The sequence below is a fragment of the Ekhidna sp. genome, assembly GCF_965221965.1.
Classification (GTDB): domain Bacteria; phylum Bacteroidota; class Bacteroidia; order Cytophagales; family Cyclobacteriaceae; genus Ekhidna.
In genome coordinates this window covers 2,493,298-2,519,779 of the sequence record NZ_OZ244926.1, presented here as the reverse complement: position 1 = coordinate 2,519,779, position 26,482 = coordinate 2,493,298, and the positions used below count along the sequence as shown (strand labels likewise).

Here is a 26,482-nt window from a genome sequence, read left to right as displayed (position 1 = left end):
GAGTGCTCGTTTACATCTATATAGCATGTAAACGAGCACTCGTTCTTATTTAATTTAGAAAAAGTGGGTTTACTCATCCATCAACTTTCTCTTCAGGGAAAGTAAATTTTCCTTTCTTGGAATATGCATCTTTTTTCGTTCCCATCTAATCAGTAAGAATGCCAGTAAATACATCCCTGTAATAATTAGCCATTTGTCCAGTGAGGCCCCCCGATCTATCATTTTAGCGATGTAGAAAACCGACATGGGAATCATGTACCCGACAATCATCAGGTGGCTAAATTTGATGATGGAGTTGGTATTGGAAATCGCATGATCCAATTCGCCCAGCATACTGCGATCAAACGTACGCTCTGCCTTTCTTCGCTTCCATCTGAAATATTGAATGTAAGCTACCGTGCCTAGTAGCAACCCGGAAGCTACAAAGTCCCAATTATGGGGGTCATTGAGTGCATCAAAAAACAAGACAATAGCAACTACGCCATTGATCAGGCTCACCCCAATTTCTACTTTGTTGATTCTTCTGCTTGCAGCATCCTTTTTCCGCCCGATGCTGTTGTGCAAGGCGCTTTCATTAATCGCATACATAGTTTCTCCTTTTTGTTCGTCCCAGATTTTTTGCATTTCTTCAAACTCCATATTCGTATTGTTTAGAGTTTTGTACTAGTTGTTTCTTGATTCGGTGAATTTTCACCCCGATGTTGCTTTCAGAGATTCCCATCATCCGGGACATCTCTTTGTAGCTATATCCATCGAGGAGGAGGAGGCTTAGTGAGCGGTCAATTTCATTGAATTGCTTGATCTGATCATAGAGCCACTCAATGCGTTCATCTTTCGGTTCTTCGGTTGATTTCAGGATGTTGTTCATGATTTCTACTCCTTGGTGACCATCCGAATGCTTCTTTTCCTTCGTGCTCCATTTAATTGCTGTGTTTAGCGCAATCCGGTAGAGCCAGGTAGAGACCGCAGACTCAGCTTTGAAATTCGGAATGGACCGATAGACCTGCAGGCATACGTCCTGAAAGAGATCATTCTGATCTTCGGTATTGAAAGCATACGCCCTGATCACTTTGAATAAAAGTGCCCGGTAGCCATCAAGCCATTCCTGAAAAATCTGTCGCTGCTCGCTTTCCTTCATTTTCGAATCGTTACCCCACTAGTCCGTGGACAAGGAGATTTCTTACAAGTAAATGAATATTTTTTTACATCAGCAGTTTTAAGACCTGAATGGTTTAATTTGAGGCCCTATGAAAACGAAAATCACCGAACTCTTCAATATTGAACATCCGATTATCCAGGGCGGTATGCACTATGTCGGCTATGCTGAGCTGGCTTCTGCTGTTTCGAATGCCGGTGGTCTGGGAATAATCACTGGTCTGACACAAAGAAGTCCGGAAGATCTTGCCGCTGAAATTAAAAAATGCCATGGAATGACGGATAAGCCTTTCGGAGTGAATCTGACCATTTTACCGATGGTAAACTCCCCTGATTACCCAGGATATGTGAAGGCAATCATTGAGGGTGGGGTAAAAATCGTGGAGACCGCCGGCAGAAGTCCTGAGCAATTCATGCCTGCTTTAAAAGAGGCCGGCATTAAGGTGATACATAAATGCACGAGTGTAAGACATGCGCTGAAGGCAGAAAAAATAGGGTGTGATGCGGTGAGTGCAGATGGTTTTGAATGTGGCGGCCATCCGGGTGAGGATGATATTCCAAATTTCATTCTCTTACCAAGGGTTCTCGAAGAATTGAATATTCCTTTTGTAGCATCCGGAGGAATCGGAACCGGCTCTCAGCTTGTCGCCTCATTGGCACTGGGCGCAGAAGGTATCAATATGGGGACTCGGTTTCTGGCAACAAAAGAAGCTCCGGTCCACCAAAATGTGAAGCAGGCCATTTTGGATGCCTCCGAACTGGACACGCGTTTGATCATGCGTAATCTTACGAATACCGAACGGGTTTTAAGAAATAGCGCTGTGGATGAGCTGGTGGAGCTGGAGAAGGAGAAAGGGGAGGATATAACGTTCGAAGAAGTAGCACCGTTTGTGGTCAGTAAATACAGAGACATCATGAAAAATGGCAACATGGACGCAGGTGCCTGGAGCTGTGGCATGGTGGCCGGTTTGATTCATGATATTCCTACTTGCAAGGAGCTGATTGATCGCATGATGAAAGAAGCTCATGCAATCATTCATGATCGACTTACTAAATTGGCTGACTAAGCCTGATCATTTAAGCTGCTCTTCAATACTTCGTGTCACGTGTGACTCAACTTCGCCTGTATGAGCGGTTGATTTGTTTTCAATGAGCATGATATGGCATTCCTTCTCCGCTGAAACACGGTGATTAATGCCTTGCTTCACCACATAAAAATCTCCCTTGGTCATAGTGAATGAATCCTTTCCTTCCTCTTCGAAAAGGAGCTCACCTTCTAAAATAAAAAACGCTTCATCCTCATCTTTGTGATTGTGCCACGGAATATCCTCTCCTTTGATTTTGGCTACTTTCACATACACGTCATTGACTTCCCCAATGACTTTCGGAGAGAAATACTCGGTTACTTTGGAGAGATGATCTTTGATGTTCATTCAATAAATATAGTTCAAATGTCAGTCTGAGCCTGTCGAAGACTACTTTTGCACCATGCCTATTCACGACCTGATTGTCCCACCTGAAGTTGGATTTGATTCTAACAATCTTGAAGCTTACATGCATCAACAGGGTCACATGAAAGAAGGGCAATATGTAGATATTCTTCGTAGGTCCATTGATGCCAGGCAAAAGCAGATCAAAATCAATATGAGGGTTGAGGTGAGAGACACACCGCCAGAGGTGGAATATGTCGAGTACTTCAAAAAGGAATACAATGTGCGCAATGCGGAACCTGTGATCATCGTTGGAGCAGGGCCTGCAGGTTTGTTTGCAGCCATTAAAGCAATTGAAGGTGGACTGAAGCCTATTGTGCTGGAACGCGGCAAGGATGTCCAATCTCGCCGTAGGGATTTAGCCGCTATCAACAAAGAGCATACGGTGAATCCCGAAAGTAACTACTGTTTTGGAGAAGGGGGAGCGGGTACTTATTCGGATGGAAAACTCTACACCCGATCTAAGAAGCGAGGAAGCGTCAGAAGGATTTTTGAAGTTTTAGTGGCTCATGGAGCAACACCTGAAATACTGTTTGAGGCACATCCACATATAGGTACAAATAAATTACCTAAGCTCGTCACTGCCCTAAGAGAAACCATTGAAGTAGCGGGAGGCGAAGTACACTTCAATACCAAAGTGATTGATTTCAATATCGTAAACGGGGAGATGAAAGGGGTGAAAACGGAGCAAGGCGAGATCAAAGGAGTAGCTGTCGTATTAGCCACGGGTCATTCAGCCAGGGACATCTTCCGTTTGTGTCAGGATAGAAAGGTGAAAATTGAAGCCAAGCCTTTTGCACTTGGCGTACGCATAGAACACCCTCAGCAGTTGATCGATCAGATTCAGTATAAGTGTGATCATCGTGGTGAATATCTGCCTGCCTCTGCCTATTCGCTGGTCTCACAGACCACATTAAAAGGGAAGGAGCGAGGCGTATTTTCATTTTGTATGTGTCCGGGTGGATTCATTGTTCCGGCTGCTACCGCACCGGGTGAATTGGTCGTAAATGGCATGAGTCCATCCCGGAGAGATAGCAAGTATGCGAATTCAGGGATGGTGGTTGCGGTAGAAATGGAAGACATTCCGGCATATCATAAATTCGGTGATTTGGCCGCCATGGAGTTTCAGGCGAATGTGGAGAAGATAGCCTGGAAGCTTGGGGGTAAAACACAAACAGCGCCTGCGCAGAAAATGGTTGATTTTGTAGATGGGAAGATTTCTGAAGGTTTACTAGAAACCTCCTATCAGCCCGGACTTCAGTCAGCAGATATGATGGAAGTGTTGCCTGATTTTATTGGAAAGCGTTTGAGGCAGGGCTTTCAATACTTCGGACAGAAAATGAAGGGATACCTGACCAATGAGGCACAAATCATTGGGGTGGAGAGTCGAACCTCATCTCCAATAAGAATTCTTCGAGATCGCGAAACATGTGAACATGTTGAGGTCAAGCGTTTATTCCCATGTGCAGAAGGAGCAGGTTATGCCGGTGGTATTGTTTCTGCTGCAATGGATGGTGAGCGATGCATGGATGGTGTACTGAACCTTTATAAGCCATAAAATTTTTATCTGCCACAATAACATAATAAATCTCTACATTTGTCCTCTTTTTGTTTTGAAATAAATGAAAGCACATTTCACCCTCCCCATTCTTTTGATTGCATTGTTTTTTCAATGTAAACCCACTCAAGGTACAACTTCATCAGGAAGAGAAGATAAAGCTGTTTTCGTGATGGTTTTGCTTGAAGACAAGGTGACCCCAAGGGAAATCAACGCTCTTCAATCGATCGAACCGGAGAATATGAAGCGCACCAGCCGGACACAAAACCTATGGATGATAGAGGTAGAGGAGAGCAAAGTACTTGCGCTTATTGAAGAATTAAAAAAAGATAGTAAGGTACTGGATACGTACGAATCAAAAGACTCGGCATCTACATCCACCTCTACGAGCACTAAATCAGGTAAAACAGATACCATTAAAAATTAAAACTAATCACCATGAGAAGAGGATTGATGTTGACCCTTTGTGTTTTGTTAACACTTTACGGTTTTAGTCAGGAAGTAAAAAAGCTTGACAATGTAAATGTCAGCAATACCAAAGCAATCAAGCTTGGCAAAACCAAACCGGTCAAAGAGTTATTAAGGGTTTCCTCTACCAACCGGGATAAGAAAGCAGCCAGAAAAAGTAGGGTAACTGCTGCCCCGGAAAACTTTTTTGGAAGGAACGGCAGCAATGCAATTCGACCAGAACTAGAGCATCAGGGGCCGGATCCAATTAGGCAGACAAGTATTCCTAAACTGAGAGCTGCCAGTATTAGCCCTATTATTAATATGGATGGGCTTGCCAGTTCTTTTGGTTCTCCCAATGATCCTACCGGAGATGTAGGAGTAGATTATTACGTTCAGGCAATCAATGCAACGGACATTGCAGTATATGATAAATCAGATGGTACATTAATCGATGAATTCGCTGCAAATACCCTGTGGACTTCCATAGGAGAAAGTTCTGCCGGAGACCCTATTGTATTGTTTGATCACGAGGTTGAGCGTTGGGTTATCACCGAGTTCACAGCACCCGCATCTCAGGGAGGAACTGAAAATCTTTTATTTGCAATTTCTGCCACTAGCGACCCTTTAGGAAGTTATGATGTTTATGCTTTTTCTCCACCCAGCTTTCCGGACTATCCTAAATGGGCGATCTGGAAAGATTACTACATGGTTACGACTAATGAGGGCGGACCCGGGAGTTTGCATCAATACTTTTTTGACCGTGCAGCTTTTTTAGCAGGGGATGAAGAAGTAACCATGCAACGGGTGGAAATAACAGGCAACTCTAATACCGAGGCAGGTTTTTACGTGACTACACCAGTAAGCTGGACCGGAAGCACTGCCCCAGAAGATGCCAATCCTATCGCTGTAAAAATCAATGATTCATCCTGGGGACAGGTGACTAATGATGCAGTTGAGGTGTTCACCTTTGATGTGGATTTAGAAGGCACAACTACAGTTACCACGACCACCATTGAAACGACTGCTTTTGACAGCTATCCGTGTGATGCAGAAACAGGAGGGTTTGCCTGCTTGTCTCAGGGCGGTTCTTCAACAGGAATTGATGGTATTCCGGAGGTGGTGATGAACTTGCCGCACTACAGGAACTTTGCCACACATGAGTCCATCGTTCTGAGTTTTATTACAGATGTGGCTGATGGCGACAATCTATCAGGTATCCGATGGATGGAGCTGAGAAGAACAACCGGGGATTGGGATATTTATCAGGAGGGTACATTTGCACCGGATGACGGCCTGCATCGATTCATGTCGTCTATATCAATGGATCAGGATGGAAACATTGCATTGGCATATAATACATCAGGACCAGACGATTTCGTGAGTATCAAATTCACAGGAAGATATGCAGAGGATCCACTGGGACAAATGACATTGGCGGAGTATGATGTTGTAAATGGAACAGGTCCTATTCAGGGTTTTCGCTTTGGAGATTATGCACAAATGGCAATCGATCCTGAGGATTGGCGAACATTTTGGTATACTACCGAATATGCTTCATCTGAAGGGACAAAAACACGAATAGTGGCATTTAAGTTAGAAAACCCGAATGATATTGCAGTTGAATCCATTGATGAACCCAACTCTGCTCTTGGGTTGACAGCAACCGAATCAGTTGTTGCAACAGTTAAAAACCTTGGAGAAAATGCCGCTTCCGGTTTTGATATAATCCTGAAATTGGGTAATTCTGAAGTTGAGACGTTTAATTACTCCGGTACTTTAAACTCTAAAGACACATACCAACACACTTTTGCTAATACAATAGATTTATCAACTCCGGGAGATTATGAATTATCCGCAGAAGTGGATTATAGTTCAGACGAAGATCAGGGGAATAATCTTTTCACGAAATCAGTTTCGCATCTTGTGGAAGACAATGTGGCTATCGCAGCGGAAACTGAATCATTAACCTGTTCTGATGAAGTAGAGGTGGTTATTGAGTTGACAAATAAAGGAGCCTCAATACTTGAATCAACTGACATAGAAGTATACCTGAATGAATCACTCAACGAAACCATCAATTGGACCGGGTCACTGGAAACGGGAGAATTAGTGACGGAAAGCATCACAATTACAGGGTTAGTAGACGGGAGCAACGCGATTGAAATAATTGCCAGTAATCCAAACGGTGCAACAGATTTGCAGCCGGAGAATAATGAAGTCAACCTATCATCTAGTTATGATTCTGATCTTGAGCAAGTGAAATTAACTATCATCGCGGATGATTACCCGGAGGAGATATCCTGGGAAGTTCGTGATGAAGAGGGGGCTGTGCTTTTCAGCGGAGGCACATACCCGGGAATGAACTTTGAGACCATAGAGGAATATTTCTGTGTAGATGTTGAGGCTTGTTATGATTTTGTGATTTTCGATTCATTTGGAGACGGTATTTGTTGTGGGGAAGGAGAGGGGTCATATACTTTGACGGACGGATCAGATAATGTGTTAGTTGAAGGCAATGGAGAATATGCTTCATCAGAAACTACAGAGTTTTGCATTGGTTGCACGCTGGAGGTATCAATCTCAACCACAAATCAAGGGAGCACCACTTTTGGATCAATTTCCATTCTGGCTTCCCGTGGATATGATTATCAGTATAGTATTGATGGAGGTGATACATTCTCCAGTAGTACGTTTTTTAGTGAACTGGAGGCTGGTGAATATGAAGTTGTTGTATCCTCCAATGGTGGGGAATGTGTTGTTACCGAGACGGTTGAGATTTCCTATGTGCTGGACGTAAACGAAGAAATTGAAGGGCTTAAAATCTATCCGAATCCGACAGAAGGTGTGTTTAAGCTTTCTTACAGAAACAATTCGTTGAGTGGATTTCTTAACGTAGAGGTTATCGATATGAATGGGAAAAAAATCCAACATCACCGCTTTAGCAAATATGATGATGCTTTTGAGGGCACGATCTCATTGTACGCATATCCGGACGGGTTGTATTTCTTGAAATTCGGAGAGGGTCAGGCAAGTAAGCTTGTCAAAGTGATGAAACATTAAACAAAAAAGAGGTGCTTCCATCAGAAGCACCTCTAACGTTATGAGAGTAACCAGCTAAAATTTTATTGCTCATCTGCGATCACGGAAAACTTCCCGGTCACATCTGCTGTAATATCATTATTTCCCTCTCCCGTAAAATCAAAGGTTCCGTTAATTGTAGTTCCGGATTCGGAGATTTCAATGCTTCCTGATGTGGCAGTCACACCCGTAGGTTGAAAGGTTTCCGTATCGATTTGGGTGAAAGTCGCGGTATTGGCGGTGGTAATTGCTAAGCTATACGTACCCTTGCCAGTGAAATCAGGTATAGCAATGTTCATCGAACTACCATTTACATCTGTACCTACGATGGAAAGAACAGTGCCATTACTTGTATTGGATAGGGTTGCAACTACAAGTTTTTGTCCTTGCACTTCCCCTGATGCGCTAAAGCTCGCGGAAATATCTCCGGTTACTGTGGCAGAGATACTGTTACCAGCAGGGCCTGAATCATCATCCCCTCCACAGGAAGCAAGAATGAATACGGAAATCAATAAGGCGAATAAATTAGAAGTTTTCATGTCTGTTTTTTTTAAGAGCTAAGGTCTTCTTCATTTAATCGTCTTTCAATACCATTCAGCTGTGATTTTATATCAGGGTTAGAGGGTATTTTAACTAATGATCAAGTTTTTGACCTGTATTTACCTAAGCCAACTATTATATATTTGAGACACCTAACTCAATTACTTCAATAATGAAACAAATCCTAATCACCCTTATGAGTCTGATAATGGTTAATCAGCTCAATGCCCAATGTGTAACAAGTAGCCATATATCAAATGCATATACTGACGCTTCAATCGGTAATACAATTAAAGTAGACTTATCATGGAGTGGTCCGCCGATTGGCGAAGAGTATCAGGCCCAGGTCTATGCGAATGGGATCGGCACGAAAGGCACAATCACTACAGGCACCACAAGCACGATAGAAAATCTGTTGTCCAATACCGAATACCAGTGGCGCGTACGTGTAAAATGTAATGGAGCATGGACGAGCTGGCCAGGTTGGCAGGGTAGCTTCACGACCCCAGATGGAGCGTCATGTGAAGCGAGTGGACATACATCGAATGCGTATGTAGATGCAGCAAATGGTAACACAGTCAGTGTGGACCTGTCATGGACAGGCACATCGATTGGCGAAGAATACCAGGCGCAGGTTTATGCGAATGGCATAGGCACGAAGGGAGCGATTACTACCGGCACGACAAGTACAATTGAGAACTTGCTGGCAAACACGGACTATCAGTGGAGGGTACGGGTAAAATGCAATGGAGCGTGGACGAGCTGGCCGGGCTGGCAAGGCAGCTTCACGACCCCAGATGGCGCATCGTGTGAGGCGACCGGTCACACCTCGAATGCCTATGTGGATGCTGCGAATGGCAACACGATCAATGTAGATCTGTCGTGGACCGGCACGACGATAGGCGAAGAATACCAGGCCCAGGTTTATGCGAATGGGATAGGCACGAAAGGTGCGATTACTACCGGCACGACGAGTACAATCGAGAACTTGCTGGCAAACACGGACTACCAGTGGCGGGTACGGGTAAAGTGCAACGGGCAATGGGCTACATGGCCCGGTTGGCAGGGTAGCTTCACGACCCCAGATGGAGCATCATGTGAAACGAGTGGACATACCTCGAATGCGTATGTAGATGCTGCGAATGGCAACACGATCAATGTAGATCTGTCGTGGACCGGCACCACGATAGGCGAAGAATACCAGGCCCAGGTTTACGCGAATGGGATCGGCACGAAGGGAGCGATTACTATCGGCACGACAAGTACAATCGAGAACTTGCTGGCAAACACGGACTACCAGTGGAGGGTACGGGTAAAATGCAATGGAGCGTGGACGAGCTGGCCGGGTTGGCAAGGCAGCTTCACGACCCCAGATGGATCATCATGTGAAGCGAGTGGACATACCTCGAATGCGTATGTAGATGCTGCGAATGGCAACACGATCAATGTAGATCTGTCGTGGACCGGCACGACGATAGGCGAAGAATACCAGGCCCAGGTTTACGCGAATGGGATCGGCACGAAGGGAGCGATTACTACCGGCACGACGAGTACGATAGAGAACTTGCTGGCAAACACGGACTATCAGTGGCGGGTACGGGTAAAGTGCAATGGGCAATGGGCTACATGGCCCGGTTGGCAGGGCAGCTTCACGACCCCAGATGGAGCATCATGTGAAACATCAGGCCATTTGGCTTCCGTGAATACGCTATCAAATAGCACGCTGGAAGTTGATTTATCCTGGGGCGATTTGGGAGTAGGCGAAGAATATCAGGCACAAATTTATAGTGAGGGCGTTTACACCAAGAGTGCTATTACTACCAGTACTAGTACAACCATATCAAATGTAAATGCGAATGCAGAATATATCTGGCGGGTACGGGTAAAGTGCAATGGGCAATGGGCTACATGGCCCGGTTGGCAGGGTATCTTTTCCACACCAGATGGAACATCATGTATGGCGAGTGGCCTTTCAGCTAACCCAAAACAGCTAGTAGATCAAACAGTGGGTGTTGATTTAACATGGGATGATTTAGGGGTAGGAGAAGAATATCAGGTTCAAATCTACCATGATGGTGTTTATTCCAAGAGTCCGGTTTTAACGGGCACTTCAACTAGTTTTCAAAACCTCAATGCCAATGCAATTTATCAGTGGAGGGTACGGGTAAAATGTAATGGAGCGTGGACGAGCTGGCCAGCGTGGCAGGATAGTTTCACAACACCTGATGGAATCTCATGTGAAGCAGACGGCCATACAGCCAATGTGAGTGCTACTGGAACTGGTACCTATCGGGTTGATCTTGATTGGGATGATTTAAGCGTTGGAGATGAATATCAGGCACAGATTTATGGAGGTGGAATGAACGAGAAAAGTGCGATACTAACCTCTTCAGAGGTTTCTTTTGAAAATCTGACTCCAGATACGAGATATCAATGGCGCGTTCGGGTGAAATGCAATGGACAGTGGGCTAGTTGGCCAGCATGGCAAGATAGCTTCACCACTCCAGACGACCAGCCTCGTCCGTTTATCACTACCTGGAAAACCGATAATCCGGGAAGTTCTTCAGATACTCAAATTCTAATTACAACAACTGGATCAGGATATAACTATACAGTAACATGGGAGGAAGTGGGTAACCCCGCAAACAATGGAATAGCAGGTCCATTCACGGGTGATGCAACGATCGATTTTCCTTTAGCTGGTACCTATCAAGTTTCAATTACTGGGCTTTATCCTCAAATATATTTTCCTATCAAACAAGGTGGGTGGGGGACGCCTGTTTATGATTGGCAAAAACTGCTATCTGTAGATCAATGGGGAGATAATCAATGGAAGTCCATGCATCAGGCATTTGCATCATGCTCTAATTTGGTGATTTTAGCAAATGATCAACCCAACCTGCATGGTGTAACTGATATGTCAGAGATGTTTTATGGAGCCAGTTCTATGAATGAGGATATAAGTGGATGGGATCTAAGTAACATTAGCAGCATGAATGCGATGTTTAGAAATGCAATATCATTCAATCAAAACATTGGGAATTGGAATGTTAGTAACGTAACTGCGATGAGTCAAATGTTTTATAATGCGACTTCCTTCAATCAGGATATAGGAGAATGGGATATAAGTTCTGTAGAGGTAATGAATAGCATGTTTTATGGAGCTACCTCATTCGATCAGGACATTGGCTCTTGGAATGTAAATAACGTAACCCAAATGGAGGGATTGTTTTATAATGCATCTTCTTTCAATCAGGATATAAGTTCTTGGGATGTTGGCAATATTTCAAGTATGAATAGTTTATTTCTAAATGCTTCATCCTTTAACCAAAATATTGGAAGTTGGGATGTGAGTAATGTGATAAATATGAGCGGTATGTTTAATGGGGCTACTTCCTTTAATCAAGACATAAGTGGGTGGGACGTGAGTAATGTCAAGAATATGAGTGCCATATTTGCAAATTCATCTTTCAATCAGGATATCAGCTCATGGAATGTGGGTAGTGTTGAGTATATGGCATCTATGTTTATGGGGGCAACTTCCTTTAATCAAGATATTAGTTCATGGGATGTCCGTGCAGTGATTGATATGCATAATATGTTTAATGGAGCTACTTCTTTTAATCAAGACATAAGTCAATGGGATGTTAGCAATGTTGTAACTATGAGAGAAATGTTTAAAGATGCTATTGTATTTAATCAATCTCTAGGTTCTTGGGATATTTCAAGTGTGACTCTTTCTCAAGGATGGACTTTTAATAATATGACTGACATGCTCTCCAATTCAGGCCTCTCCCCAGCAAAATATGAATCAACTCTAGAGGGCTGGTCCACCCTGGATGCAGGGGAAACGCAAATTCCGATGAATTTAACATTGGGAGCAGATGGTTTGACATATTGCGACGATACAGGTAGAAACACCTTGATCAATACATATGGGTGGACCATTACAGATGCGGGGCAGGATTGTGGAGTTCCTCCAGCTGCGGCTCGTACAGGAGAGACTGAAGAAGATATTGTGATGTCTGCGGACGGTATGGAAATCAGCATAACGATGTATCCGAATCCGGCGAATGAGTGGTTCACGTTAAGAGGTGATCAGCTGATCAATGGAACGATCCAAATACTGGATCTGAATGGAAAAGTGCTAAGGGCAGTAGAAGACGTTCGGTCAACAACAGTGACCATTGATATTTACGACATAAAGGATGGTGTTTATCTACTTAAAGTGGATAAAAACGGTCATGTGTATGAACGAAAATTGGTGATCAAACATTAGTCTAAGCCCTGTTAGGATTCCAAATCCTAACAGGGTTAGGTTGAAAAGAGTCGTCCTACCACTCAAAGTGGTGGGACGACTTGTTTTATCCAATAGCAGGATTTAAGGCACCTATCCCAAAAATTCTTGTCTACATCGAATTGATTTTCATGAATAGACTTTAGCCCTTCTAATCCTTTATTTTTGGAGGTAATCCACTAGTTAAAGCCCTTAGTCATGACACCAATCAAAAACCCTCGCTTAGTCTTTCAGGTACTGGCATTCATTTTAACCGTTTTTATTGCACGAGCTCAGGAGTTTACCGCAGGTATAAACACCGAGACACCAAATCCCAATGCCGTGCTACACCTCGTGTCACCGAATGGAGATCAGGGGTTAATGATCCCGGCGTTGACAAATGCCCAGCGAGGAGCGATGGGACTAGCCACGACTGATAAGGGGCTGATGGTTTTTGATTCTGATGATAGTGCTTTTTACTTCTGGGATGGATCAGCATGGGTGAATTTAAATATACCCGCGAATATTGCCGACGGAATCGATTGGACGGAATTGACGGGAATACCGGCCAACATAGATACTGATGCCACAGATGATGTGACATTAGCAACGTTTCCAAACCTGGATACTGATGCTACGGATGATGTTGCTCTTAGCACCATTCCAGCAGCCGGAGATATTTCAGGAGATTATACTAATGGCTTTCAAATAAATCCGAATATCGTTTCTTCCCTGGAGATCACGGACGGAACGATTTCAAATGCAGATTTAGGAGCAGATGCCGTTCAAAGTGGGAATATTCTGGATGGTACGATCGGGGATGCAGATGTCAACGCCGCGGCAAACATCGGTTGGACGAAGATCGATAAGACGGGCGCGAATGTAAGTGAGTTCACCAACGATGCGGGTTACATAGGTGCTGGATCAAACATATCAACGCTAACGAACGATGCAGGCTTCCTGACTGCAGTAACGAGTGCAGACATCACCGATGGTGAGATCGTGGATGCAGATATCAACGCCGCAGCGAACATCGGTTGGACGAAGATTGACAAGACGGGCGCGAATGTAAGTGAGTTCACCAACGATGCGGGTTACATAGGCGCTGGATCAAACATATCAACGCTAACGAATGATGCAGGCTTCCTGACTGCAGTAACGAGTGCAGACATCACCGATGGTGAGATCGTGGATGCAGATATCAGTGGAACCGCAGCGATTGCTGGTACTAAGGTTGCTCCGAATTTCGGTGCACAGGCTGTGACAACTACTGGTAATATATCTGGGGCGAATATTACAGCTTCAGGTACGATCTCAGGAAATGGCTCTGGTCTTACAAATGTTCCAGCTCCCACGTTAACTGACGGAAGTATTTTCATTGGAGATGGGACCAATGCGGCAATAGCCCAAACACTTTCTGGAGATGTAACGATTACGAATACAGGAGTTGCAACGATTGCTAATGATGCGGTAGGGACAGCAGAGATCACGGATGGAACGATTGCAACCATAGACATAGCCGATGATAATGTGACACTTGCGAAATTGGAAAATGGAACGGCCGATCAGGTATTAGTTACAGATGCAGCAGGTAATCCGACATACATAGACCAAACGACTTTGGTGACAGGAACAGCAAGTGATTTAGTAGCAGGTGGTTCTGTAGTAGCAGATGCTGAGGTCGATGATGATCTAACGATCAATACAGCGGATGATCGCTTTACCTTATTTGATGAGACGAATACAGGCAATACGGTCACATTGGAAATGGCTGGTTTAACAGCCCCTCAGACGTATAATTTACCTGATGCAAGCGGTACACTTGCTTTAGAAGGTGCTCCTGTCACTGATGCAGATGTTCCAGATGACATCACGATCAACACGGCAGATGATCGCTTTACCTTATTTGATGAGACGAATACTGGCAATACGGCTACATTGGAGTTAGCTGGTTTAACAGCACCTCAGACATATAATTTACCAGATGCTAGTGGTACGCTTGCTCTGGAGGGAGCTGGTGGTCTATGGACAGACAATTCAGGAGATATCCATTACAATACAGGTAGAGTTGGAATTGGGACCACAACACCATCTGCAGAATTATCTCTATATGGAACCGCTGATCAGGCTACTGCTCTAACAATTGACGGTCAAGGTGCTACCTCTAATCAATTATCTGCTTTGATTTTACACACTTTGGGAGATGGTGCTACTGCAATAGATCAAACAGGCACCAATGGTTGGATGATGTTGGGCTTTGGAGATGCATTTTCTGATCCACTTCGACAAAATGAATTGACCTTTTCATACTATCAGGGAGCTACGGAAATTTCTTCCATTTTTCACTTAGAGCCTTCGGGTAGAATAGGAATAGGAACAGGAGATCCAGCTGTTACCTTAGATGTTGTTGGAACAGATGCTATACGTATCCCGAAAGGAGATGACTTGGACAGGCCTACTGCATCAATAGGAGATGAAGGCCTACTCAGGTATAGTGTAGAACCAGGTGCTGAAGGCTTTGAGGGCTTTGACGGATCTTCCTGGATACCACTTGGAGGTGGCTCATCATTGATCGACAACCCTCTCAATCAAAACCTAATTGCGGGATTTGGAGCTGGTAGTGCTTTGACAACTGGAGGTGATAGAAATGTGTTGGTAGGAGAGAATTCAGGTAGTGGTATTACGACTGGAGCAGATAACGTAACTGTTGGGAGAAATGCCGGACTCAATTTGACCACTGGATTTAGAAATGTACTTGTCGGGTCAGGAGCAAATACGGGTTCTACTTCCCAGGATGTAGTTGGAATAGGTGCGAATGTAATTGTGACTGGAAGTGGAAGTATTGCTATAGGTCAAAATTCTCAAGCAAATAATATAGATGGAATAGCAATTGGTAGGGGGGCTCAGTCCAATGCTGATGATGCAATCTCCATTGGTACGTTAACCAACGCGATCAATCCAAACACCATCATATTAGGTGATGGAACGAACTCCAATTATAGTGTGGGTATTGGAACTCAAAACCCAAGAGTACCATTGCAAATAGGTGCTGATTTTGGAATTGGTCATTTTGAGAATGTAAATGATGTATTACCCGACCCTCCGATATTTGGAGATGCGCTTGTGTCAAATTTGTACGTAGATTATTCGAATGCACAAGATAATAAGCTGAGAAGAACCAATGGGAATTCAGGTAGTTTCATCTTCTTTGAAAATGGAGGAATTAGCTTTCATTCTGTAGCCGCTGGAGCTGTAGATTCAGAAGTGACATTGAATTCAGATGTTCAGTCTTTTATGGAAATGCGAAGTGACGGGAATGTTTATATAGAAGAAGGCCTTGTATTAAACTCTACTGACCCTGGAGAAGAACAACCAGGAATGATCCAATGGACTGGAAGTGATTTTGAAGGAAACACAGATGGAACACCGGGTGGATGGGTGAGTTTAACAGGAGGAGGCGGATTCATGCTTCCGTATAATCCAGGACCTCAATCGTTTGCTTCTACTTTGTTCCACCTTACACAGACCGATGCAGGTAATGGTGCTGGTTTTTTTGAAGTAAATGCGGGCACAAGTGGTGTGGCTGCTTTGCAAGCTCGTTCGAATGGAGGCCCAACTTCAGCAGCATTTTATGCAGAACATGTAGGTGCGGGTAGCGCAGGTCGTTTTCAGGTTACAAATGTATCAAACACAGCTGAGGCTCTGAGTGCTTCTTCGGATGGAGCTGCAGGTGCTATTGCTTTTAGGGCAATAGGAAACGTATCTGCTGATGCAGGAGAGTTTATAGCAGATGGAACAGGAACTGCACTGCAGGTAAACAATACTGCAACCTCAACAGGTGTTGTGGCTGCCTTCCAAAATAGTAATGTTGGTAATGGAAATAATGTCGTGAGTATCACTACGAACGGTTCAGGCCCTGCCTTACAAATAAATAATACCGGAACTTCAGGAAATGCAATAAGAATAGACATGAATGGTGCTAATACAGTTCCTGGAGTAGAAATTGTGAACAGTAATGGTCCATCATTAACAACGGATGGGTTTGTTGGTGTTGGGACTGTTGCACCTGGTTCGGAGCTGGATGTTGTTGGTGAGACAAGAACTTCAACATTGAATGTCGCAAGTAGTAGATTCGTTGTGGCCAATAATGGTAATACAACTATAAATCCATCAGTTGCAATTGATGCCTTAAATATTAGTCAAAACAATTTTGCACGAGGGATTTATGTAAACATGAATGGTCAGGTTTCCAATGGAATTGAAATTGCAAACAGTGGGGGACCTTCACTCGTCACGGATGGTAATGTTGGAATTGGGACTGTCAGTCCAGCTGCAATGTTGGATGTAAATGGTACGGCCAATATTGCCAGTGATGCGACTGTTGGAAACCTCATTTCAACTCCCAATACGGATGCAATCATAGATGGAAATGTTTCTGCGGATACGCGAGTAGTGGTTTTAACTGCAGATGATAATATTACGAATATTAGTACTCCAGCTGACGGAAAAGAGATTTTTATAATTGCTGGTTCTGGTGTTAACCCTCAGGTGAGTTCAGGTGGAAATATACGTTTAGATCAAGCACAGGGTGATTTTACCATGCAATCTGGTAGCTCCATTCATTTGATATACATCGAGAATCTTTCTTTATGGGTTGAAGTTAGCAGATCACTGTAATATGAAACAGGCTAAACTATTTACGTATCTCACACTTATAAGTGTGCTTGCTTCGGCCCAATCCATCACCTTCGGCGATCAAACCTCTTTGTACCTGGGGGATGGAACAATCTTTTTCTTTGGTGGAAACACGAGTTTGAATGGTACGCTCACAAACACAGGTACTATCGTTAGCTATAGTGATTTTGATTTTGTCTTGAATACGGATGTAGGCAATATCAAGTTCACTGGGAGAGCTGATCAGAATCTAAAAGGGGACACCCTTCAGGTTGGAGATTTTATAGTTGATAAGCAAGGTAAACTCACCCTTTTAACAGATCGGGTGATAGTTTCGGGAGCCTTGGAAACAACCAATGGTGTCATTGATGCAGAGGATGAGGACGATATACTGGTGAGTGGGAGTTCTCAAGGGAGTGGACAGGGTTATGTTGAGGGGAAACTCGTAGGTATTTCTCAGGGAACGCCCGTGACATTCCCAATGGGGGTAAATGGCTCTCCGAATTATGTAACCATTTCTAACCTACCCAATAATGCAGTGGTGAGTGTGGAATGCAAAATTCCAGATCAAACCACGCTTTACCCAGATGAAGATATGGTGGGGATCAGCGATGAGGTGGAGTGGATTTTAAAGGTGAGTGGTGATTCAGTTGAAGCTCAAATTTCAGTGAACTTCTCAGGTGTAGATCTGGAGAATTTTTCTAATGGGGAGGAAATCCGTGCATTTGAATATGAACCCGCAATCGTTTTATTTTCTAAAACAGATACGCTCTTTCATGCACTCAGTGGGACGGTAAGAGACGCGCCTTCACCCTTTACAGAAGGGGTGATCACATCGGAAGAATCCATTTGGATCACGCAGGAAGGCAGAAGAATGGCCATTGCATTGATACCTATTATTGTAGAGCCAACCTTTTATGTTCCTAATGCCTTTGCCCCCACTGGAACCATCGATGATAATAGAAAATTCAGACCTTATTTTGCCGGAGCAGACATAAGTTCATTCACTTTTGCGGTCTATGATTCTTTTAATAAGGAGGTATATAGTGTTAATCAATCAGGGAGTGAGATAGACATTTCACAGTATGGATGGAATGGAATTTTAAACTCAGGGCAGGAAGCACCGGGGGGTGTTTATTATTACAATGTTCGGATTGTGGCTGAATCAGAAGAGTATACTCAAACAGGGTCCGTCCTATTGGTGAAATGAAAAAGATTTTTCCATATCTGATAAGCCTTTTCATCTGTTCAATACTTCAGGCACAAGAAGGCCAGTTTTCCCAGTATTTTGCCAGCGGTACGGTGTTGAATCCAGCTTTTACCGGAACGGTTCCTAGCCTTTCATTCAATACCAATTATAAGAGAGGAGGGTCACCCAGCTCTGATTCATTCCTTGAATTGATGCAGGTTACGTTTACTTACCCTTTCAAGAAAACCACAAGCAAGGACTTCCAAATTGGTGGTGCAGGACTCACTTTTTTTCAGGAGAAGCGTGGATTTGAAGGTATCTATACCTCTAGAAAAATCCTCTTGACAGGGGCATATGCCATACGTCTAAGTCGCCTAAGTAACAGGAATATCATTTTTGGTTTGCAGGGAGGGATAGCAGAGCACCGAATCGATGGCAGCAAACTTACTTGGGGGTCTCAGTTCAATAAATACATTGGTTTTGATAATACGCTGGCGGGTGAAGCCGTGGGTGCTAATCCTATCTACTATCCGACATTCAACTTCGGTGTAGTTTATACCGCATTCGATAATGAGAATCGGTTTATTCGGGATAAAAGTTTATTACTTGGTTTAAGTGTTGATAATCTTAACAGACCCATAGTTGGAATCGATGGATTAGAGGGAGCAAGAAAAAGTCTTTTATTTAAGGCTTTTGGTTCAAGTAGGTTTCCGTTAGCACCAAGATGGTACATTCATCCGTCTGCTTATGTATTGTATTCACAGGGAAATGAGCAAATCAATACCGGCCTTTACCTGTCAACGCTGATTAGCTCACCGGCGGCACAGAATTCGGTCCAACTTCAGATAGGTTCATGGTATCGCATTGAGGACTCCATTATCGTTTTGACAGGATTCGAAATTGAAAACCTTCGGGTTGGGTTTAGTCTGGATTTGAATACCCAGTCTTTTGATATCAGCGAGGCTCAGGGAGGCCAGCTACCTACTTACGAGGTTTCATTAACTTACAACCTGGATTTTTCTAAGTCATTCAGCAATGTTTCAAGCCCGATCTTCTGATATGCGAAAAGTCATTGTATCGGTACTCTCACTGTTATTAGCATTTTCTGTTTTCTCTCAATCGATACCCAGACTGCTCAAGATAGCTGACGATCTGTATCAGAGTGACAGGTATTTGGAAGCGATTGAATTCTATGATAAAGTAGTTGGAGTAGACAAAGACAACCAGTTTGCCCGATTCAGATTAGCGTCCTGTTATCATCGAACACTCCAGTATGAAAAGGCCAAAAATGCTTTTTTAACCTTAAGTAATACGCTGAATCATGAATTTAGAGCTCGATCACTTTACAATTATGCAAACCTGCTGAAGCAGGAGAGCCGCTTCAAAGAAGCTGATTCCATTTATTATTTTCTTATTTCCATTCCGGATGCAGAACCATCTCTGATTGAGCTTTCAAGAAAGCAGAGGGAAGGCTGCCAGCTTGCATTGCGGCAGGAAAAAGCAGATCGAGGTTTTTCGATACAAACGATGAGTGATATCAATTCCGACTTTCATGATTTCGGAGCAATCGTTAATCCGTCTAATAAACAACTGGTGCTGGCGTCTACCAGAAAACTGACGGGTAGTCAGTACGAAGGGAGTCAATTTGAAGGTTTACTTCCTGATCTGGTTTCTTTTGAAAGGAGGAGTAATAATCGATGGCGGGAATCATCTTCTGATCAAAAATTCTCAGACTTAAATACCCAGTGGGCAGAAGGGTCGGGCTCATTTACGAAAGATGGTAAAACATTTTACTTTTCATCCTGCAGGGGTGGAGGAGGTGCTGACTGTGGTATTATGGTTAGTTATCTGGAAGATGGTGAATGGACAGATCCTGAGTTTTTAAATAAATACATCAATGAGCCTGAGTCTGAGAATAAACACCCGTCTATTTCGGTTACAGGCGATACCTTGTTTTTTGTTTCGGACAGAGCTGGTGGAACAGGTGGTAGTGATATCTGGATGAGTTTGAAGGGACTGGAAAAGGAGTCCTGGACCCCTGCCATTAATATGGGTGCAGCAATCAATACTCCTGAAAATGAGATTACGCCCTATTACTCATCTGCTTTTGAGTGTCTACTTTTTGCAAGCGATGGGCATGTTGGATACGGTGGATATGACCTTTTTGCAGCCAAAGGAGAGTCTTTTTTTGAACCACAGATTTACAATCTTGGTGATCCATTTAACTCCACTTGGGATGATACTTATTTCAATATTTCAGATACAGTCGGATTTTTGTCGACGAATCGTGCAGATCACGAAATACTGAACATCAGTTATTTTGGTGTGAGTAATGAACGTCTGTTTTTGTCACTTCTTATTTCCGGTGAGTCTTTGATCGATTCCCGGTTGGCATCTAAATTCAAAGACATTCAGTCACTCGATCTGGTCACCTTTCGGGTAGAGGATTATGCGGGCTATGACCTTTATGAGCCCATTAGGCCAAGCAAGCCGAAACCGAAAATCCTTCAGGAAGGAGACACGCTCTCCGGCGAGGTGAGGGAATACGTATTCGAGCGATTATTCTTTGATTATGGAGTTTCTCAGCTTAGGACTGAATCAGAACGAGCGCTTGAAAGTCTGGTTGATCAGGTTGGAGATAAGTTCATTGAGTCAATCAATATTTTAGCATTTACGGATAGCATAGGGCCGACGGAGGCTAATATTCTCTTGAGTGAGAAAAGAGGTGCATCCGTCAAAGACTATTTGTTTTCGTTGGGCATAGATTCGACTTTAATAAACGTTTTTCCAAGAGGAGAATTAAATTCAGAGGGAGCACAGGATCATTGGTTTAAACGCATAATGAAGCGGCGTGTAGAGATCATAGTGAAAGCTAGAGAGCCTCTCAATTTTGAGATGGCGACACCTTTTATCGTTCGAAAAACAATCACTATCAAGCGGCTAGCCAACTCTTTGGGAATTACAGTTGATCAGTTAAAGCAATGGAACGGTGAGCTAAAGCCGATACTCACTGCCGGAGAGACCATTCGAATCAAAGAAGCTGAGGTTAAAGAAACACCGGTTCAGGTGGTTGTGGGAGAAGAAGATTTTTCTCTCTTTATTTCAAAGGGCATTTGATCATCCCTTAGATACCAAAATATAAGCCCCCCAGTTGTAGGGGTTGTTATCCATTTTTCTAAATTCTGCTCGAGCATTGAAGAAGGCTTGCTGTGGATCCTTCACTATAAGAAGTTGCTTATAAAACAAGTTCATAAAGTTCCTGGCTGCTTCGTCATTGATCTTTACCAGAGAAAGCAAAACATTTCGTGAACCAGCTACGAGAAAAGATCGCTGAAGGCCAAAAACGCCTTCACCATTTTGAACCTTACCGAGTCCTGTTTCACAAGCGGCCAGCACAACCAGATTTGTTTCATCAAGTACCAGGTTCATCGCTTCGTAAGCTGAAAGCAGCCCGTCATTTTCACTATTTTCTGACTTGCTTAAGAACAAGCCGGAACTGTGAAGTGGGTCGGTGAAATTTGGATCTTCAATAAAGTATCCATGAGTAGCTATGTGAATAATTCCCGGATTCGAAAAGCTTTTTATCTTATCCTCAGTTGCTTCTGCAAAGTAGAAGGTTTCTGTTTCCCAGCGCCTCACATCTAATATTTCTGAAATATCACTTGCTTCTCTTTCTGCACCCGGCAACTGTTTTAACGAATATCCCTCAATTCTGGAAAAATCCGGATTCCCGAAAATCTTGGCTTTTGTTAAAAGCTTCTGATCTTCCCGGTATAGCAGATCTTTACCACTTGTAATATTGATCATGTCGTACTCATCAGCCATATATTTATCTGATCGCTCATCATAAAAGACCACAGGATTTAGTTTATGAAAGATGCCATCAGGAGAAATATATATCTTGTTGATATCCGCTAATTGCTCATCAATTGGTTGCCAGAAAACCCCGTAGCTCAGTTTGTCTTTCACTCCGAATTTCAAGGAGTTGCGATAGGTAGCAAATCCTTTATCAAACTGTGATACATCCAGCCTTACAGGTATAAAAGTGCTATCATCCTTAATGATAAAAGCTACGTAATGGGACTCATCTTCAAATGCCTGATCTATTTTTTCGTCCACTACTTCAACCTTATAGTTTCTATACTGGATAATATCCACCATAGCAGAGCTGTCTCCCAGTGAATTGCTGATTTCTGCCCAGTGATGGTATGTAGCACGCTCCTGATCAGCGAAAACTTTAAATTTTCTTGCCAGATCTTTTTCAAGTTGTGCGCATTCTTCTTCTAAATGCGTGATGGAAATACCCTGTTTCAGACGGTCTTCTTCGGTAAGCAAGTAGGCTTGAGCCAGGCTATATTTTTTCTCTCGCCAGGTATTGTAATCTTGCTTGATTTTATTGTCGCCACTATTTTGAATCAAGCGACGCATTTTCTCCGATGCGTAAAACAAAATCCCTCGTGTATTGAGGAAGTGATTGAGTGCATTTTCAGCATACTCTGAGTAGATATTTTCACCTTTAAAAGCCAGAGAGCAGAATCGTTCAATGTTATATCTGGTCTCATCAAAATATAGCTTCCGTTGCTTGTCCGTCAGCACAGGAAAGATGTCCTGCATGTGTTTGATTTCAGCAGCTAGTGCATGGTCAAAAGATTCCATTGCTGACTGGTAGTCTTCTATAATCATGTAATAAAGACCTAAGTCATTGACTGCCTTGATGTATAAAGGATGATAATTGCCTAATGTCTTGGCCCGAATGCGTTTCGCTTCTAGCAGCAACTTACCGGCCAGAGAAAAATTTCCAAACTGTAAGTAGAGGAGAGCTACATTATTAAGCGAAGTGGCATAGTTAGCGTGCTCCGTACCGTAGATTACTTTATCCATATCGAGCACTTTCATGTACAGATCCAGTGATTTGCCCAATTCACCCTTCTCCTTGAAAATACTGGCCAGGTTACTCAAGCTACTGGCATAGTCTGGATTCATAGAGCCGAATAAATCTAGAAACCCTTGCGAACTTTCTCGAAAACACTCTTCTGCCTTTTCAATCTCGCCTTGTCTCTTGTAGATTGTTCCCAGATTATTGATCATGTAAGGACGAATGGTTCGAATGTCGCCCGCCACATTCAGAGCCTGGTCCATGTAATCATTTGCTGATTTAAGATCATTGAGTCGATAATATAAACCGCTCAAGCCATTCAGCGTTTCGAGCATTACAATTGGATCATTGTTATATCTCTCTTGTTTTTTTTCAAGGTTGTGGAGTAGGTAGTTTTCTGAGTCAGAATATTCACCCTGTTCGATTTTAAGCGCCGAGAGGCGATCAATTGCACGCAGATACTGAACCTCATTGTTGCCTTTAGCCATCTCGATGGCCTTAAGCAATTCTGCCTCACTTTTCCCCAGATCGCCATAATCCCGGTAGGTTGTTCCAATTTCAATTTGTAAGGCAATCTGAATCGAATCATTGTCTGTCCCCTTAATGATTGCCTGATTCAGTGCTTTGAGGCTTTCCTCAAAGTTTCCAACCTCTCTGTGATAAATACCTTGTGAATAGAGATACCGAATTTGTGCCTTGGTATCTCCCTTGTAATGTCTTTCGGTTACCCTTCCTGCCAAGTCAAGGTATCTTCCGGCTTCTGCGAATCTTCCAAGTTCCTGATAGACTGCCGTTAGGTTATAGTAGATACCCAGCAAGTCTTTTTGAATGGAATCTTTATTTGTGACTCGGTAACTAATACCATGATGAAATGCATTCAGACTTCTCTGCTTGTCGTTTACCTCCCACAGGATCAAACCAACATTGTTATATAACTCAGCAATTCCAATTTCAGAAACACAGGCACCAGAATCCAGATCGGTCAGTAGTGAGTTTGCGTAAAACTTTGCTTTGAGGGGATTATCGTATTTGAAAAGATTTGCACTATCTAATTTTTGGAGGCAGGTCTGTGCACCAGCGAAAGAAGATAGAAAAATCAGCAAACAAATGATTCCGAATCTAGGCATTAACGCTTTTGGATTATAATCAACCTTTGAATTTAGCAAGGATACCTAAATCTTTGGATGCCTGAGACTATTTTCCTATCAATACCCATCCCTTTACGATGAATGCACTAAAAGTAGGTTTTTGAATGAGCTACCCGGAAAAAGTAACCTTTACTTTGGTACCGGAAGTATCAGAGGAAATGGAAAGTTTGCCACCTTGAAGATTTTTCGTAAAACTTTCCATTAGAGAGCTACCTAAACTACCAGCCCTTTTCTCTTTTTTTGGATCAAATCCCTCACCATTATCAGAAACTTCAAGTTCAATAATGCCATTTAGACGTTTTGCCTTGATTTTTATAAGCCCACTTTCATTATCCCCAAATGCGTATTTTAGTGAATTTGTGATTGCCTCTGATGTAATCAATCCCAGGTTGATGGCCACCTCAGTATTAACAATAAGTGGCCTTTCAATCTGTGTTTCTATTTTGATATTCGGATTATTCATCACCTTCATAGATGTTTCAACGAGTTCACCTAAATAGGCATGAAGGACTACATTTTCTACGGATTTCCCCTTGAGTAATAGTTCATGCACCAGGCTCATATTTTTGATGCGTGTTTCAACTCTGTCTGCAATTTCCGAGGGAGGCATGCCCTTTACCATTGCATTCACACGTACCATACCAGCTACCATCTGTAGGTTGTTCTTTACCCGGTGATTCAACTCTTTAAATAGCAGCTCATTCTGATGAATTGTATCTCTCAGTTGTTCTTCATATTCATTTCTGTGATTAATTTCTATTTTAAGCTGTTCGTTAACAGCTCGAAGCTCTGTTGTTTGATGGTCAATTATCTCTTGCATTTGTTTTGGACTCTTAAGATTGACTAGTTCTTTGGATTCATAGGTAAGGACGATGAGTGTTACAAAAGATACACTGGCAGTCATGACCTTGATTAACCCCAAAAGCCTGTACATGGGATACCAGAAGGTAATGGCATCAAAAAGATGGGTGAGTCCACAAAAGAAAATGAAAAAGGAGAAAAGCCAGAGTAGGTTTCTGTAAGGCAATTTTTCTTTTTTATGCCTTTTAAGAAACAATCCTAAAAAAATGGGGATTCCAAAATAAGATATAAAAGTAATGAGATCTGCAAGAATATAGGACCAACCATGAAAGCCTGCCCATGATCCACAAAACCACCTTTTAGGCCATTCACTTACACTGAAAAGCTCTGAAAAAAATGTTTTTGCTTGATTGATTGGAGTGAGAGCAACCTCTGTATTAGTAGAGCAAATTCCGCCTACACATGTGGTATTATTTGGGTAAAACGTTGTGAGCGTTAATCCGGAAAGCATAATGATTATGCAAAAAACCATCATAATAATGATGGTGGTCTTCAGTGGAGTACCTTTTAACATGTCATAGCTGTTGAAGCTATCTAATCTAATAAACAAATCTCATTAAAACCCTATTTTATCCTGTTATTTTACAATAAACTAATGTAAAATAGAAATAGGAGTTTGAACTAGATCATTAAAAGTCGATGATAGCCTGTGCCTGATCTCTGAGTCGCTTCATATATGAATCATCTGCAATCTTCCCTTTCTCCATTTTTCCATTGATACGTATCAGCTTTGGCTTTAAAGCGAGTACATGCATGCCCAGGTAATTAAAGATATCAGTTAGGTGGCTCATGGCCATTACACCGCCTTGAATGCCGGATGAAAGTCCTACTATTGCACATTTCTTTCCTTTCAAAGTTCCCGGGAATTCCAGCGCATCAAGAAAGGTCTTGAGAACACCTGGGAAGGATCCATTGTATTCAGGAACAATAAAGACAAATTTTTGCGCCGTTTTCATGTGTTCACGTACAGGATTGAAATCTACATTTGTGCCCTGGTTTTCATACAATGCAGAAGCAATAAAATCAGCGGGTAGTTTTTCCAAATCGATAATAGTAGATTCAACCCCCTGCTCATTCAGGATTTCCTGATATTGGATCGCCACCTGTTTGGAGATGGAGTTTTTTCGATTGGTGCCGCTAATGATAGTAATCATACAGGATTTTTAAATCAAAATTGTAGATGTGAA

16 protein-coding genes are annotated in these 26,482 nt (G+C 42.8%); 9 read left to right on the top strand and 7 right to left on the bottom strand.

Translation table 11 applies throughout. The features are described from left to right. Positions 1–69: 69 nt before the first annotated feature. Both ACOQON_RS11870 and ACOQON_RS11865 read right to left on the bottom strand, forming a co-directional pair. Complete coding sequence (locus ACOQON_RS11870) at positions 70–639, bottom strand: hypothetical protein (RefSeq protein WP_420575632.1); 570 nt, start codon at positions 637–639, stop codon at positions 70–72. Further along, positions 629–1,138: an RNA polymerase sigma factor gene (locus ACOQON_RS11865; RefSeq protein ID WP_420575631.1), complete on the bottom strand. Its 510-nt coding sequence runs from the start codon at positions 1,136–1,138 to the stop codon at positions 629–631. Before ACOQON_RS11865 ends, ACOQON_RS11870 begins: the two co-directional genes overlap by 11 nt. Positions 1,139–1,247: 109 nt before the next feature. On the opposite strand from ACOQON_RS11865, the gene ACOQON_RS11860 reads away from it, so the two are divergent. Beyond that, positions 1,248–2,222, top strand: a complete 975-nt coding sequence (locus tag ACOQON_RS11860) for an NAD(P)H-dependent flavin oxidoreductase (RefSeq protein WP_420575630.1) — start codon at positions 1,248–1,250, stop codon at positions 2,220–2,222. 6 nt (positions 2,223–2,228) lie between these two features. On the opposite strand, the gene ACOQON_RS11855 is transcribed toward ACOQON_RS11860, so the two are convergent. Continuing rightward, positions 2,229–2,588 carry a cupin domain-containing protein gene (locus ACOQON_RS11855; protein ID WP_420575629.1) on the bottom strand — a complete coding sequence of 120 codons (360 nt, stop codon included), beginning with the start codon at positions 2,586–2,588 and terminating at the stop codon, positions 2,229–2,231. Between the two features lie 55 nt (positions 2,589–2,643). On the opposite strand from ACOQON_RS11855, the gene ACOQON_RS11850 reads away from it, so the two are divergent. The 3 genes from ACOQON_RS11850 (at position 2,644) to ACOQON_RS11840 (ending at position 7,713) form a co-directional block, all read left to right on the top strand. Then, positions 2,644–4,203, top strand: coding sequence for an NAD(P)/FAD-dependent oxidoreductase (locus ACOQON_RS11850; RefSeq protein ID WP_420575628.1), 1,560 nt, complete (start codon positions 2,644–2,646; stop codon positions 4,201–4,203). Positions 4,204–4,267: 64 nt separating this feature from the next. After that, positions 4,268–4,630 (top strand): hypothetical protein, encoded by a 363-nt coding sequence (locus ACOQON_RS11845; RefSeq protein ID WP_420575627.1) that lies wholly within the window; start codon positions 4,268–4,270, stop codon positions 4,628–4,630. Between the two features lie 11 nt (positions 4,631–4,641). Beyond that, positions 4,642–7,713, top strand: coding sequence for a T9SS type A sorting domain-containing protein (locus ACOQON_RS11840; RefSeq protein WP_420575626.1), 3,072 nt, complete (start codon positions 4,642–4,644; stop codon positions 7,711–7,713). Between the two features lie 62 nt (positions 7,714–7,775). On the opposite strand, the gene ACOQON_RS11835 is transcribed toward ACOQON_RS11840, so the two are convergent. Further along, positions 7,776–8,270 (bottom strand): DUF6252 family protein, encoded by a 495-nt coding sequence (locus ACOQON_RS11835; protein WP_420575625.1) that lies wholly within the window; start codon positions 8,268–8,270, stop codon positions 7,776–7,778. A 173-nt stretch (positions 8,271–8,443) separates the two neighbouring features. Here ACOQON_RS11835 and ACOQON_RS11830 point away from each other — a divergent pair, with 173 nt between their 5' ends. The 5 genes from ACOQON_RS11830 (at position 8,444) to ACOQON_RS11810 (ending at position 21,527) form a co-directional block, all read left to right on the top strand. Then, positions 8,444–12,550 carry a BspA family leucine-rich repeat surface protein gene (locus tag ACOQON_RS11830; protein ID WP_420575624.1) on the top strand — a complete coding sequence of 1,369 codons (4,107 nt, stop codon included), beginning with the start codon at positions 8,444–8,446 and terminating at the stop codon, positions 12,548–12,550. A gap of 216 nt (positions 12,551–12,766) precedes the next feature. Beyond that, positions 12,767–17,224 (top strand): beta strand repeat-containing protein, encoded by a 4,458-nt coding sequence (locus tag ACOQON_RS11825; protein WP_420575623.1) that lies wholly within the window; start codon positions 12,767–12,769, stop codon positions 17,222–17,224. Position 17,225: 1 nt separating this feature from the next. Next, positions 17,226–18,431: a hypothetical protein gene (locus tag ACOQON_RS11820; RefSeq protein WP_420575622.1), complete on the top strand. Its 1,206-nt coding sequence runs from the start codon at positions 17,226–17,228 to the stop codon at positions 18,429–18,431. Further along, positions 18,428–19,468, top strand: a complete 1,041-nt coding sequence (locus tag ACOQON_RS11815; protein ID WP_420575621.1) for a PorP/SprF family type IX secretion system membrane protein — start codon at positions 18,428–18,430, stop codon at positions 19,466–19,468. Before ACOQON_RS11820 ends, ACOQON_RS11815 begins: the two co-directional genes overlap by 4 nt. A gap of 1 nt (position 19,469) precedes the next feature. Continuing rightward, on the top strand, positions 19,470–21,527 hold the full coding sequence (locus ACOQON_RS11810) for an OmpA family protein (RefSeq protein WP_420575620.1): 2,058 nt from the start codon (positions 19,470–19,472) through the stop codon (positions 21,525–21,527). On the opposite strand, the gene ACOQON_RS11805 is transcribed toward ACOQON_RS11810, so the two are convergent. The 3 genes from ACOQON_RS11805 to ACOQON_RS11795 all read right to left on the bottom strand — a co-directional run bounded on the left by ACOQON_RS11805 (position 21,528) and on the right by ACOQON_RS11795 (position 26,449). Then, entirely contained in the window at positions 21,528–24,413 is a 2,886-nt protein-coding gene (locus tag ACOQON_RS11805) for a CHAT domain-containing protein (RefSeq protein ID WP_420575619.1), read from the bottom strand. Positions 24,414–24,543: 130 nt separating this feature from the next. Next, positions 24,544–25,809 (bottom strand): sensor histidine kinase, encoded by a 1,266-nt coding sequence (locus ACOQON_RS11800; protein ID WP_420575618.1) that lies wholly within the window; start codon positions 25,807–25,809, stop codon positions 24,544–24,546. A gap of 115 nt (positions 25,810–25,924) precedes the next feature. Beyond that, the gene (locus ACOQON_RS11795) at positions 25,925–26,449 is read right to left on the bottom strand and encodes an NADPH-dependent FMN reductase (protein WP_420575617.1); all 525 of its coding nucleotides are present in this window, start codon (positions 26,447–26,449) and stop codon (positions 25,925–25,927) included. Positions 26,450–26,482: the final 33 nt, after the last annotated feature.